The organism is Ramlibacter sp. MAHUQ-53, assembly GCF_052600055.1.
Genome location: NZ_JBQWTS010000002.1, coordinates 93,540 through 105,951, shown reverse-complemented (window position 1 = coordinate 105,951; position 12,412 = coordinate 93,540). Strand labels below are relative to the sequence as shown.

11 protein-coding genes, 1 other RNA gene and 1 pseudogene are annotated in these 12,412 nt (G+C 74.6%); 8 read left to right on the top strand and 5 right to left on the bottom strand.

Annotation, left to right across the window (positions count from 1 at the left end):
* Nucleotides 1–42: 42 nt before the first annotated feature.
* The 3 genes from ACT80S_RS03865 (at nucleotide 43) to ACT80S_RS03855 (ending at nucleotide 3,141) form a co-directional block, all read left to right on the top strand.
* Nucleotides 43–1,221 carry an ABC transporter substrate-binding protein gene (locus tag ACT80S_RS03865; protein ID WP_377412827.1) on the top strand — a complete coding sequence of 393 codons (1,179 nt, stop codon included), beginning with the start codon at nucleotides 43–45 and terminating at the stop codon, nucleotides 1,219–1,221.
* 166 nt (nucleotides 1,222–1,387) lie between these two features.
* Nucleotides 1,388–2,347: a hypothetical protein gene (locus ACT80S_RS03860; protein ID WP_377412825.1), complete on the top strand. Its 960-nt coding sequence runs from the start codon at nucleotides 1,388–1,390 to the stop codon at nucleotides 2,345–2,347.
* Nucleotides 2,344–3,141: a hypothetical protein gene (locus tag ACT80S_RS03855; RefSeq protein WP_377412823.1), complete on the top strand. Its 798-nt coding sequence runs from the start codon at nucleotides 2,344–2,346 to the stop codon at nucleotides 3,139–3,141. Before ACT80S_RS03860 ends, ACT80S_RS03855 begins: the two co-directional genes overlap by 4 nt.
* A 1-nt stretch (nucleotide 3,142) precedes the next feature.
* On the opposite strand, the gene ACT80S_RS03850 is transcribed toward ACT80S_RS03855, so the two are convergent.
* The 3 genes from ACT80S_RS03850 to dapF are packed head-to-tail and all read right to left on the bottom strand — an operon-like array spanning nucleotide 3,143 to nucleotide 5,630.
* Complete coding sequence (locus ACT80S_RS03850; protein WP_377412821.1) at nucleotides 3,143–4,072, bottom strand: tyrosine recombinase XerC; 930 nt, start codon at nucleotides 4,070–4,072, stop codon at nucleotides 3,143–3,145.
* An 11-nt stretch (nucleotides 4,073–4,083) separates the two neighbouring features.
* Nucleotides 4,084–4,776 carry a DUF484 family protein gene (locus ACT80S_RS03845; protein WP_377412819.1) on the bottom strand — a complete coding sequence of 231 codons (693 nt, stop codon included), beginning with the start codon at nucleotides 4,774–4,776 and terminating at the stop codon, nucleotides 4,084–4,086.
* Nucleotides 4,773–5,630, bottom strand: a complete 858-nt coding sequence (dapF, locus tag ACT80S_RS03840) for a diaminopimelate epimerase (protein ID WP_377412817.1) — start codon at nucleotides 5,628–5,630, stop codon at nucleotides 4,773–4,775. The genes ACT80S_RS03845 and dapF overlap by 4 nt, the downstream gene beginning before the upstream one ends.
* 77 nt (nucleotides 5,631–5,707) lie before the next feature.
* On the opposite strand from dapF, the gene ACT80S_RS03835 reads away from it, so the two are divergent.
* On the top strand, nucleotides 5,708–6,247 hold the full coding sequence (locus ACT80S_RS03835; RefSeq protein WP_377412815.1) for a carboxymuconolactone decarboxylase family protein: 540 nt from the start codon (nucleotides 5,708–5,710) through the stop codon (nucleotides 6,245–6,247).
* A 49-nt stretch (nucleotides 6,248–6,296) separates the two neighbouring features.
* Here ACT80S_RS03835 and ACT80S_RS03830 read toward each other — a convergent pair whose 3' ends face one another.
* Nucleotides 6,297–7,292 carry a tripartite tricarboxylate transporter substrate binding protein gene (locus ACT80S_RS03830; RefSeq protein ID WP_377412813.1) on the bottom strand — a complete coding sequence of 332 codons (996 nt, stop codon included), beginning with the start codon at nucleotides 7,290–7,292 and terminating at the stop codon, nucleotides 6,297–6,299.
* A gap of 28 nt (nucleotides 7,293–7,320) precedes the next feature.
* Here ACT80S_RS03830 and ACT80S_RS03825 point away from each other — a divergent pair, with 28 nt between their 5' ends.
* The 3 genes and pseudogenes from ACT80S_RS03825 to ACT80S_RS03815 form a co-directional block, all read left to right on the top strand.
* Nucleotides 7,321–8,955 (top strand): MBL fold metallo-hydrolase, encoded by a 1,635-nt coding sequence (locus ACT80S_RS03825; protein ID WP_377412811.1) that lies wholly within the window; start codon nucleotides 7,321–7,323, stop codon nucleotides 8,953–8,955.
* 54 nt (nucleotides 8,956–9,009) lie between these two features.
* On the top strand, nucleotides 9,010–10,203 hold the full coding sequence (locus ACT80S_RS03820) for a YjgN family protein (RefSeq protein ID WP_377412809.1): 1,194 nt from the start codon (nucleotides 9,010–9,012) through the stop codon (nucleotides 10,201–10,203).
* Nucleotides 10,193–11,194 (top strand): annotated as a pseudogene (locus ACT80S_RS03815) (M48 family metallopeptidase); the annotation flags it as partial. The gene ACT80S_RS03820 and the pseudogene ACT80S_RS03815, both read left to right, overlap by 11 nt.
* Nucleotides 11,195–11,255: 61 nt before the next feature.
* Here the strand turns inward: ACT80S_RS03815 and rnpB are convergent.
* Nucleotides 11,256–11,592, bottom strand: an RNA gene (gene rnpB, locus ACT80S_RS03810) — RNase P RNA component class A.
* A 50-nt stretch (nucleotides 11,593–11,642) separates the two neighbouring features.
* On the opposite strand from rnpB, the gene ACT80S_RS03805 reads away from it, so the two are divergent.
* Nucleotides 11,643–12,368: an RNA pseudouridine synthase gene (locus ACT80S_RS03805; protein WP_377412807.1), complete on the top strand. Its 726-nt coding sequence runs from the start codon at nucleotides 11,643–11,645 to the stop codon at nucleotides 12,366–12,368.
* Nucleotides 12,369–12,412: the final 44 nt, after the last annotated feature.

Below are 12,412 nucleotides of genomic sequence, written 5' to 3'. Positions count from 1 at the left end.
TGGACGCCACAATCGCGGCCTCGATCCACGGGGGAGAACCACATGACCATGCCCACGCACCTGTCACGCCGCGCCCTGCTCGCCGCCACGCTGGCGCCCCTGGCGGCGCCGGCCCAGGAGCCTGCGCCGGTGCGCATCGGCCTGATGGCCAGCTACTCCGGCCCCTACGCCGACTACGGCCGCCAGTTCGACGCCGGCATCGCCACCTGGCTGCGCGAGAACGGCGGCCGCCTGGCCGGCCGCCCGGTGGAGATCGTGCGCCGCGACACCCCCGGCGCCGCCCCCGAGGTGGCGCGCCGCGCCGCGCAGGAGCTGGTGGTGCGGGAGAAGGTGGACCTGATCGCCGGCCTGGACTTCAGCCCCAACGCCTACGCCGTCGCGCCGGTGCTCACGCAGGCGAAGGTGGCGGGCCTGGTGCTCAACGCCGCCTCGTCGGGCATCCCGGCGGCCTCGCCCTACCTCGCGCGCCTGTCGTTCACCGTGGGCCAGGTCTCGGCGCCGATGGGCACCTGGATGGCGCGCCAGGGCCTGCGCCGCGCGTGGACCGTGGTCGCCGACTACGCGCCGGGCCACGATGCCGAGGCCGCCTTCCGCAAGGCCTTCGAGGCGGCCGGCGGCCAGGTCACAGGGGGCCTGCGCACCCCGATGTCCACGCTGGACTTCGCGCCGTTCCTCCAGCGCATTCGCGACGCGAAGCCGCAGGCGGTGTTCTTCTTCCTCCCTTCGGGCGTGATGCCGCCCGCCTTCCTCAAGGCCTGGAAGGAACGCGGCATGGACGCCGCGGGCATCCGCCTGTTCGCCACCGGCGAGGCCACCGACGATTCCTTCCTGCAGGCCACCGGCGACATCGCCCTGGGCCTGGTGACCAGCCACCACTACTCCTACGCCCACCCGGCCGCGCGCAACCGGCAGTTCGTCCGCAACTTCGAGGCCGAGGCCGGCGCCGGCCTGCGGCCGAATTACTTCGCCGTCACCGCCTATGACGGCATGAGCGCGCTCGCCGCGGCGATGGCGAAGACCCGTGGCGACACCTCGGGCGAACGGCTGGTCGCGGCGCTGCGGGGCCTGGTCCTCGAGAGCCCGCGCGGCCCGGTGGAGATCGACGCCGCGACCCGCGACGTGGTGCAGACCGTCTACATCCGCCGGGTCGAGAAGGTGGGCGGACAGCTGGTGAACGTGGAGTTCGACCGCTTCGAACGCGTGCGCGACCCGGGACGCTGAGAGCCGACGGGCGCCGCCGTCGGCTAGGACGTCCGGCGGCCGGGACAGGCTGCCCGGGCCGTAACCTCCCTCTCCGGCCCATGCGCCAGGTGCGCGGGGAGGAGACCTTGAACGACCTGACCGCATGGATCGATGACGCACCCGCCGGCGGTGCCGCCCGCGCAGCATGGGCCTGACCCTGGACGCCGCGCGCCGGCTGGCCGAACGCTCGCTGGCGCAGCACCTGCCGCCGGTACCTGGCGGCGCCTGGCTGGCCTCGCTCACCGACCTGCGCCACCCCGGCCTGCACCGGGAAACGCTGGCGCGCGGCCTCCTGGTCCCCCTCGCGCAGTGGGCCGCGCGGCATGACGCCCGCCTGCGCCCGGCGCTGGCGGCCCAGCTGATGGAGGCGCTCGGCGCCGACCCCACCCGCCATGCCGACGTGCTGGCCCTCGTGGAGCTGCACCACCTGGCCGCACTCCTGCTGGATGCCGCCAGCGATGCGCCAGCCCCCGCCGCCGGCGCCCCGCGCGCGGCGACGCCCGGCCACGCCGATCACCCCGACCCAGCAGCCCTCGCCCGCCACCTGGGCCAGCTCACGCCGGTCCTCGCCGCGCGCGCCTGCCCGAGCCTTGCGGGGGAGGCGCGGCGCGCGCTGGTGGCGGCGTTCTCGCGCAGCCTCTTCGTGCAGGGCCTCGGCCGCACGCTGGACCTGTGGGCGCAGGGCCACCCGCCGGCCGACACGTCGGCCGCCGCCCTGGCGCGGCACCTGGGCCTGTGCGCGGGGACCCGGGGCTTCGGGCTGGCCTGCCACGCCGCCGCGCTGTGCGCGGGCGTCGACCGCGCCGGGCGCGCGGGGTGGACGCACGCAGGCCACGCCCTGGGCACGGCGCTGCGCCTGGGTGCCCTGGCGCGCGGCGACACGCGGCGGCTCGGGGCCGGCCGCTTCGCCTCATGCGAACCGGGGCTGCGCCACCCGGGCCCGGCCGACCGCGCCGCCCTGCGGGCCGAAGCCCGAGCACGCGGCGACCAGGCCGTCCGGCGCGCGGCACGGCTCGCACCCGCCGGCGCGCTGGCCCTGGAGCGCTTCGCGGCGCACTTCGAAGCCGGCACCGAAGCCGCCCCCTCCCCGCAGGCCGCAGCTTGACCGCCGCCCGCCCCCGCCCCGGGCAGGCCCCGGCCGGCGCCGCCCTCGCCTTCGACGGCTTCCGCCGGCAGTGGTCGGCGTGGTGCCGCGACGCCGTGCTCGACCTGCTCGATACGCTGTCCAACCCCGGCTTCATCGATCGCGCGGCCGGCAGCTGCCTGCCCGCGGCAGCCCACGAGGCGCTCCAGGCGGCCTGGGCGGCGCCATGCCGCAGCGCCCCCGCCCTCGGGGGCGCCCTGCTCCGCCCGCTGCTGGTGTGCCTGTTGATGCAGGCCTTCGGCCGCGATCCGCGCGAGGCCCCGGTAGCCGTGGCGCTGCCTGCGATCCTCCACGCCGCGTCACTCGCGCTGGACGGCGAGGCCCCCTGGGGTCGTGGCACCGCGGGGGGTCGGCCCATCGACGCGCACGTGGCGGACGCCGCCGCCACGTGGCTCAACGCCGGCTTCGAGCTGCTCGCCCACCCCGTGCCGGGGCTGGATGACGCCACCGCCGCCCGGCTGGTCGACGCCCTCGCCTGGGCGCACTGGGCCAACGGCATGGCCGGCCCCCCCGGCACGCAACGGCCAGCCGCCCCGGGCGGCCGCCTTGCGCTGGAAATCGGCGCCATCGCCGCGGGCGCCACCCCCGGGCAGGTGCGGCGGCTGGCCGACTTCGGGGAGGCGCTGGGGCCGGCCGGGACATGCGCGCGGCAGGCGCGGGCCCTGGCGCAGGCCCTCGACTTCCTGCCGCCGGCGGACCGCCTGCGCCTGGCCGGCTTCGCGGACTGCGTCGCCGAGGCCGCGGCGCCTTGGTGAACTACCCCTTGCGCCGCGCCCGCGGGTGCGCCGCGTCGTAGGCCTGGGCCAGGTGCTGGAAGTCGAGCCGGGTGTAGACCTGCGTGGTGGAGATGCTTGCGTGCCCCAGCAGCTCCTGGACCGCGCGCAGGTCGCCGCTGGACTGCAGCACGTGGCTGGCGAAGGAGTGGCGCAGCATGTGCGGGTGCACCGGCGTGGCCAGGCCGGCGCGCAGGCTGCGTTCGCGCAGCATCTTCCAGACCGCGTGCGGCGTGATGCGCCCGCCCCGCGCGCCGAGGAACAGCGCCGCCTCGCCCGGCGGGCAGCGCCCGGCGCGCACCGCCAGCCAGGCGTCCAGCGCCTCCAGCGCCTTGGCGCCCACCGGCACCAGCCGCTTCTTCGAGCCCTTGCCCAGCACCTGGGCCTCGCCGGCCTCGCGGTCCACCCAGCCCAGCGCCTGCGCGCTGGCGGCGGCGTCCAGCCCCACCAGCTCGCCCACGCGCAGGCCGCAGCCGTACATGAGTTCGACGATGGCGGCGTCGCGCGCCTCGGTCCAGGCATCGGCGCCGTCGTCGTCGTAGGCGGCGAGCTGCACCGCGTCGTCGACGCTCAGCGCCTTGGGCAGCGGGCGCGGCGACCTGGGCGCGCGCACGCCGGTCACCGGGTTGGTCGGCACCTCGCCGCGCTTGCCGAGCCAGGCATAGAAACCGCGCCAGCCGGAAAGGATCAGGGCGATGCCGCGGCCGCTGCGGCCGGCGCCGTGCATCTGGGCCACCCAGCGCCGGATGTGGGCCACCTGGACCCGCAGCAGGTCCACGCCGGCGTCACGGGCGAAGGCCTGCAGCTTGTGCAGGTCCAGCGCATAGAGTTCGACGGTGCGCTGCGCCAGGCGCCTTTCGACGCGCACGTGTTCGAGGTACTGCTCGACCCGTGCCGCGTCCTCGGCCTGCATGGCGGTGCCCGTTACGCCGTGCGCAGGCGCGAGAGGGCGGCGCTGGCCAGTTCGGCCATGCGCTCGAGGAAGTCGGTGCCCATGCCGCTGGAGAAGCGCTGCGGGTCGGGCGAGGCCAGCACCAGCATGCCGAAGGCCGGCGTGGTCCCGGTGATCGGCCCCTCGCGCAGCGGGATCATGGCCACCGACATCGCGGTGGCCGGGTCCTCCAGCCAGCCCACGGCTTCGAAGCCGGAATTCACGCCGCAATAGGGCTGGGTCAGCGAGGAGGCGAAGCTTCGCGCATCCTCGCTCACGCCCAGGGCGAAGGGCTCGTCCAGGTAGGGACCGGTCACGCCCCACACCTTCAGCGCCACCTGCGGCACCATGAACTGGCTGCGGATCTCGGCGGCCATGGCGGCGGGCAGGGCCTTGCCATCGCGCACCAGCAGCAGCTGGCGGGCCCAGCGGTGCAGGCGGTCGGCGATGACCATGTTGTCATTGCCGTTGCGCATCATCTCCATGACGCGCATCTCCAGCACCTTGATCTTCTCGCGAAGCATCTCGGCCTGGCGCTCCTGCAGGCTCACCGCGCGGTTGCCGTGGGGACTGTTCAATTGCACGCTCGCCAGCAGCTCGGCGTGGCGCAGGAAAAAGTCGGGCGTGTTCGCCAGGTAGTTGGCGATGTCGTCCTCGGTGATCGGGTTCATCTGGTCGTTGTTCATTCAGGAATCTCCACCTCGCCCTCGAAGACGGTGGTGGCCGGGCCGGTCATGAGCACCGGGTGGCCTTCACCGCCCCATTCGATCGTCAGCAGGCCGCCGTGCGTGTGCACGTCGACGCGCCGGTCCAGGCGGCCCAGGCGGATGCCCGCGACCACCGCGGCGCAGGCGCCGGTGCCGCAGGCCAGCGTCTCGCCGGAGCCGCGCTCCCACACGCGCAGGCGCACCGTGCCGCGGTCCTGCACCTGCAGGAAGCCGACGTTGACCTTGCGCGGGAACGCCGGGTGCGTCTCGATGCGCGGGCCCAGCGTGGTCACCGGCGCGGCCTCGGCGTCGTCCACCAGCAGCACCGCGTGCGGGTTGCCCATGGACAGCACCGCCACCGGCCAGGCCGCGCCGTCGACGGCGACCGGCCACTGCTGCCAGTTCCCCGCGGGCTGCGGCTGCAGGCCGGCGGGGTCGAACGGGATGGCGGGCAGGTCGAAGACCGGCGCGCCCATGTCCACGGTGACGCGGCCGTCTTCGAGCATGCGCAGCTCGATCAGCTTGTTGACGGTCTGTACCTTGACCACCGACTTGTCGGTCAGCCCGCGCTCGCGCACGAAGCGCACGAAGCAGCGCGCGCCGTTGCCGCAGTGCTCGACCTCGCCGCCGTCGGCGTTGTGGATCGCGTAGGCGAAGTCCACGCCCGGGGCGGGCGAGGGGCGCACGCAGAGGATCTGGTCGGCGCCGATGCCGAAGTGTCGATCGGCCAGCCACCGGTACTGCGCGGGGGTCAGGCCCAGCGGGCCGCGGGTCTCGTCGAGCACGACGAAATCGTTGCCGGCGCCCTGCATCTTGGTGAAGCGGATTCGCATGGCCGGGATTATCCGGCAGGCTATGCTCGCGCCGGACCGCCCCCCGAGAAACCAGACACCCAAGGAGACACCGCCCCATGCGCATTCCCGCCTGGACCCCCGAAGCCCACCCCCAGCCCCAGGACCTGGTCGACGCCATCCTGGAGCGCCGCGGCGGCCAGTTCATCAACCTCGACCTGGCCCTCCTCTGGAGCGAGCCGGTGGCCCGCGGCTGGAACACCTACCTGAAGAACGTGCGCACCGGCCTGCCCACCAGCCGCAAGCTGCGCGAACTGGGCATCTGCGCGGTGGCCCTGCTCACGGGCGCGCACTACGAGTACCACCACCATGCGCCGGACTTCCTGGCCGCCGGCGGCACCCAGGGCGAGCTCGACGCGCTCGGCCGGTTCTGCCAGGACACCGCGGGGGCCGTGCCGCCCGGCCTGGACGCCGACGGCGCGCTGATCGTGCGCTACGCCGCCCAGATGACCCAGCAGGTCAAGGTGGACGACGCGCTGTTCGCGCAGATGAAGCAGCGCTTCTCCACCACCGAGCTGGTCGAGCTGACCGCCGCCATCGCCACCTACAACATGGTGGCGCGCTTCCTCGTGGCCCTGGGCGTGACGCCCGAGGCCTGAACGGCCGGCGCCCGGCCGGAGCGGGCCGGGCCGGCGGGCGCCAGGGCGCTCAGTCCGCCTTGATGCCGTTCTCGCGCACCACCCGCGCCCAGGTCTCGACCTGCTGGTCGATGAAGCGCTGCGCGGATTCGACCGTGCCGCCGACCACGTCGATGCCCTGGGCGTCGAGCTTCTTCGCGACCTCGGGGTTCTTCAGGGCCTTGTTCAATTCCTCGTTGAGGCGGCGCACGATCTCGGGCGGCGTCTTCGCCGGGGCCAGCACCGCCCACCAGGCCGGCGCCTCGAAGCCGGCGAAGCCGCTCTCGGCGATGGTGGGCACGTTGGGCAGGTCGGGCGCGCGGCGCGGGGTGGTGACCGCCAGCGGGCGCACGCGGCCGGCGTCGATGTGCGGCTTGACCAGGAACACCGAGCCGATCGCCAGCGGCACATGGCCGGCCACCGCGTCCTGCATCAGCGGGCCGCCGCCGCGGTACGGCACGTGGGTGAACTCCATGCCGCCGTTCTTCCCGAGCAGCGACATCGCCAGGTGGCCCAGGCTGCCGTTGCCGATGGTGCCGTAGTTCAGGGGCTTCTTCGCGCGGGCCGCGGCCACCACGTCGGTGAAGGTCTTGTACTCGGTGCTGGTGTGTGTCGCCAGCACCATCGCCGAGGTGCCCACCAGGGCCACGGGCACCAGGTCCTTGCGGGTGTCGAAGGGCAGGTTGGGGATCAGGCTGGGGTTCACCGCGTGGGTGTCGAACACCACGGCCAGGGTGTAGCCGTCGGCCGGGGCCTGCGCCACGGCGGCGGTGCCGATGGCGCCCGAGGCGCCGCCGCGGTTCTCGACGATCACGTTCTGCCCGAGCTGCTGCTGCAGCACCGGCGCCAGCACGCGCGCCACCTGGTCCACCGAGCCGCCCGGGGGGAACACCGCCACCAGCTTGATCGGCTGGCGGCGGGGCCAGTCACCCGCCGCGCCCCCGGCCTGCGCGAAGGCGGCGCCGGCGACGAGGGCCAGGCCGAAGGCGGCGAGGGCCCGCCGCGTGCTTGCCACTGCGAATTTCACTGCGTGTCTCCATGTTGTAATGGCGCGCATGGTACGAGCGACGCACCTGCTGCACCCCCCGCGAGAACCCGTAGCCACGCGCTTCGCTGCGACGGTCCTCCTCCTGCGCGACACCGCCCGCGGACTCGAGGTCCTCATGACCCGCCGCTCCGACCAGGCCAGCTTCGCGCCCGGCGCCTATGTCTTTCCCGGCGGCGGCATCGATGCGGCCGACGCCCGCGCCCACGCGCTGGCCGCGCGCCGCCCCACCCAGCCCGACGACCTGCTCACCGAGTGCATCGCCGCCATCCGCGAGAGCTTCGAGGAGCTGGGCGTGCTGCTCGCGCGCGATGCCTCCGGCCGCATGGCCACCGATGCCGACATCGCCGCCCTCGACCGGCAGGGCGACTTCTTCGCCCAGTGCGCCGCGCGCGGCCTGACCCTGGCCGCCGACGAGGTCTTCAAGCTCGCGCGCTGGATCGCCGACCGCGACGAACCCAAGCGGTTCGATGTCCCCTTCCTGGTGGCCCGCATGCCCGCGGGCCAGGAGCCGGTGGCCGACGAGGGCGAGCAGTTCGAGCCGGTGTGGGTACGCCCCGCCGACGCCCTGGCCCGCCATGCGCAGGGCGGTTTCGCCATGATCTTCCCCACGGTACGCACACTGGAGCGCCTGCAAGGCTGGCGCAGCGTGCAGGACGTGCTCGACGCCTGCTCCGGCGAGCTGCCCCTGTGGACCAGCTGCCCGCGCAGCGGCCTGCGCGGCGGCCGCCGCGTGCGCCTGATGGAGCACGAGCCGGCCTTCGGCGAGCTCGAACTCGTCTGCCCCGACGGCCAGCCCCTGCACCCGCTGGACTGGCAGCACGCGCAGCCCGTGCCCCTGCTGCGGCACGTGCAGCGGCTGACCGCCGCCAACCCCGGCGTGATGACCGGGCCCGGCACCAACACCTACCTCGTGGGCGAGCCGGGCTGCGGCTGGATCGTGATCGACCCCGGACCGGACGACGCGGCCCACGTGGAGCGCATCGTGCAGGCCACCGGCGGCGACGTGCGCGCCATCGTCTGCACCCACTCGCACCCCGACCACTCACCCGCCGCCCGGCCGCTGCAGGCGCGCTGCGCGGGCCGGCCCCCGGTGCTCGGCCTGCCCTCGCGGCCCACCGCCCGCGCCTACAGCGCCTTCGCGCCCGACCGCGTCCTGGCCGACGGCGAGCGCCTCGTGCTCGCCGGCGACGGGCACACGCACACCCTGTCCGCCGTCCACACGCCGGGCCACGCGGCCAACCATGTCTGCCTGGTGCTCGAGGAGGACGGCCTGCTGTTCTCGGGCGACCACATCCTCAATGGCAGCACCACCGTCGTCGCCCCGCCCGATGGCGACATGACGCACTACCTCGACTCGCTCGACCGCCTCGCGGGGTTGTGCGGCACGCACGGCATCCGCTTCATCCTGCCGGCCCATGGTCACGTGCTGGGGGGCGCGCCCGAGGCGATCGCCCGGCTCAAGGCCCACCGCCTGCAGCGCGAGGCCAAGGTGCTGGCCGCGATGCGCGCGCGACCCGGCGGCAGCCTGGACGACTGGCTGCCCCTGGCCTACGACGACGTCGCGCCCGCCCTCTGGCCCGTGGCGCGCCGCTCGCTGCAGGCCCACGCTGATCGCCTGCTGACGCTGGGCTTGGCGCATTAATACCAAAGCAATAGCCTCGCGCCTTTTCGTCCCATCCCGGGACGCGGAGGCCGCATGCACAACCCACCCCTGGACACCCCGGCCGACGAGCCGATCGAGTCGTTCGCCGTCCGCTTCGAAGGCAGCGAACACGAGTACCGCAGGATCTGGTCGACCAACCTGATCCTCACGGTCCTGACCTTCGGCCTGTACACGCCCTTCGCGCGCCGCCGCCGGCTGCGCTACTTCCTGGGCCTCACCGAGGTCGCCGGCAGCCCGCTGGAATTCACCGGCCCCTGGCGCAGCATGCTCAAGGGCTTCCTCGTCGTGGCCGGGCTGTACCTGGCCTACAGCATCGCCAGCCACAGCGGCCAGGCGGGCGCCGTGCAGGCGCTGCTGGCCGGTATCGCCCTGCTCACGCCCTGGGCCTGGGGCAGCCGCTGGCGGTTCCGCCTGGCCCACACGCGCTGGCGCGGCATCCGCCTGCGCTTCACCGCGACCTGGGCCGAGACCTACTTCGCCCTGTGGCCGCTGCTGCCGCTGGCGGCGCTGCTGCTGTTCACGCCGCTGCTGGCGCAGCACTTCGTCGAGTCGTCCCAGGCCGGGGCGATGCGGGCCGCGCCCCTGGTGGCGACCTTCGCCGGCGGCCTCGCGCTGCTCCTGCTCCTGGCCGCCCGCCTCGACTGCAACGGCACCCGGCTCCTCGTGCAGCGTACCCAGGTCGGCCACCTCCCCTGCCACTGGCGGCCGGGCGCGCCGCGCTATACCGATTTCCTGCGCGCCTGGCTGCAGGCGGCGGCCCTGTTCGCCGTCCTGCAGTTCGCGGCCTTCCTGGTGATCTTCGTCGGCGCCGGCCTCGCCGGCCTGGCGCTCACGGGCCGGGCCGCGCCCGGCACCCTGGGCGTCATCGCCGCCATGGCCAGCCTGCCGGTGGCCTGGGCGAGCTGGGCCGCCGCCGCAGGCCTGCGCCGCGCGCGCATCTTCCGCCTGACCTGGGACCACCTGGCCATCAGCTCCGTCGCGCGCGTGCGCTGCGACCTGGAGGCCGGCCCCTACGTGCGCCTGTGCGTGCGCAACGCCATGCTCTGCGCGGTGACGCTGGGCCTGTGGTCGCCGTGGGCCGCGGTGCGCCAATACCGCATGCGCGTCGAGTCGGTGACGCTCCACGTCAAGGGCGGCCTGGACCACATCACCGGGGACCTCGAGCGCCAGCAGGAGGCGCTGGGCGATGCGGTGGCCGAGCTGATGGGGCTGGAACTTGTCGGTTGAAGTCCCCGCGCTGCTCGCCGGCCGCTGGTTCGACGGCCGCAGCAGCCGCGGCCGGCCGGTCCTCGTGGCCCTGGCCCGGGGCGCGCGCGGCCCGCAGCTGCGCCTGCACGCGACGCAGGGGCGCTGCCCCCTGCTGGCGCAGTTCGAGGGGAAGGCGGTCGACTGGCCCGAGCCCTGGCCCTGCGTGAGCGCGCGGCCCCGGGCCCTGGTGCTGGAACTGCGCGGCCAGGGCTGCCTGCACCTGCCCGACGCCTCGGCCTGGGAGGCCGCGGTGGCCGCCGCCGGCGCGGCTCCCTCGATCGCGCAGCGGCTGCAGGCCCGCTGGCCGCTGCTCCTGGCCACCGCGGCCGCGGCAGCGGCGCTGCTGCTGGCCTTGTACCGCTGGGGCCTGCCCTGGGTGGCGGCGCGGGTGGCGCACGAGGTGCCTGCCGCCTGGGAGCAGGCGCTGTCGCGGCAGGCCCTCGCGCATCTCGATGGCGCGTGGCTGCTGCCGTCACGCCTGCCCGCGGACCGGCAGGCGGCGCTGCAGGCGCGCTTCGAGGCCCTGCTCGCGCACGCCGGCACACCAGGGAGCGGGTACCGGCCGCACTGGGTCCTGCACTGGCGCCGCGGCCTGGGCGCCAATGCCTTCGCGCTGCCGGGAGGCACGGTCATCGTCACCGACGGACTGGTGCAGGAGGCGGACCGGCTCGGCCTCGGTGACGAGGCCATTGCCGGCGTGATGGCGCACGAGATCGGCCACGGCATGCACCGCCACGGCACGCAGCTGCTGGTGCAGCAGGTCGTGATGGCGGCGGGCAGCACGCTGGTGATGGGGGACGTGGCCGGCGCGCTCACGACCGCCGCGTCCACGCTGGCCCACCTGTCGTACCGGCGCGAACATGAGCGCGAGGCGGACTGCTACGGCCGGGCGCTGATGCGCCGCGCCGGCGTGCCGCCGCAGCCCCTGGCGCGCCTGCTGGCTCGCCTCGACGACAAGCCCCGCGCCCGGCTCGCGGGATGGCTCTCGACGCACCCCGGCACGGGGGAGCGCGTCCAGCGCCTGGAAGAAAGTGTGGAGTCCGCCGGTAAGCCGGATTCTGTGCATCACGGTTGCCCGTGACGTGACCGCCATTCCTCTGGGCCGTGCGTCGCCGCAACGGCTCGATGCTACCTACCCGCCAGCTCCCCGGGACACAGGTCGACGCTGGCCTACTTGGTATTGCTGCGCGTAGAGATTGCCCGTTTCACCCCTCGCGGGATCCGAAGACCCCGTGAGGACTCGTCTCTGTTGCTCTGATCCTCACCTCACGGTGGGCAGGTGTTACCTGCTACGCTGCCCTGCGCAGTCCGGACGTTCCTCCAGTGCACCCTTTCGGGCCTTGCACCAGCGGCGGTCTGGCGGGCTCCACGGGGCTATTATCGCCGCCCGACCACGCCACGCGCCGCGCGCCGCCGACATGTCCGTCCCCACCTCCCCGAACCCGCCCGACGCGGTCCGCCTGTCCAAGCGCGTCGCCGCCCTGGTGCCGTGCTCGCGCAGCGACGCCGAGCGCTACATCGACGGCGGCTGGGTGCGCGTCGACGGCGCGGTGGTGGACGAGCCCCAGGCCCGCGTCGAGCCGCACCAGGCGGTCACCCTCGACCCGGGCGCGAGCCTGCTGGCCCTGGCGCCGCTGACGGTGCTGCTGCACCAGCCCGCCGGCGAGCCGCCGCTGCTGCCCACGCTGGACAACCGCTGGCCGCACGAGGCCGGCGGCCAGCGCGTCACCCGCGGCCAGCTGCGCCAGCTCCAGCCGCTGATGCCGCTGCCCGGCGGCGCGGGCGGCCTCGCGGTCTACAGCCAGGACCGGCGCATCCTGCGCCGGCTCACCGAGGATGCGGCGTTCATCGAGCAGGAGCTGGTCGCCGACGTCACCGGCACCCTGGCCGAGGGCGGCCTCGCGCGGCTCGCGCGGGGCCTGCCGATGGAAGGCCGCCCCCTGCCCCCGGTGAAGGCCAGCTGGCAAAGCGAGCGGCGGCTGCGGCTCGCCTTCAAGGCGCTGCCGCCGCAGGCCGTGCCCTGGCTGTGCGAGCAGGTCGGCCTGCAGGTCACGCAGCTGCGGCGCCTGCGCCTGGGGCGGCTGCCGCTGGCAGGCCTGCCGGCAGGCCAGTGGCGCGCGCTGCAGCCTCACGAGCGCTTCTGAGCCGCGCCGGCGATAATCCCGGCCTTCCTGCAACGGCTTTGGCC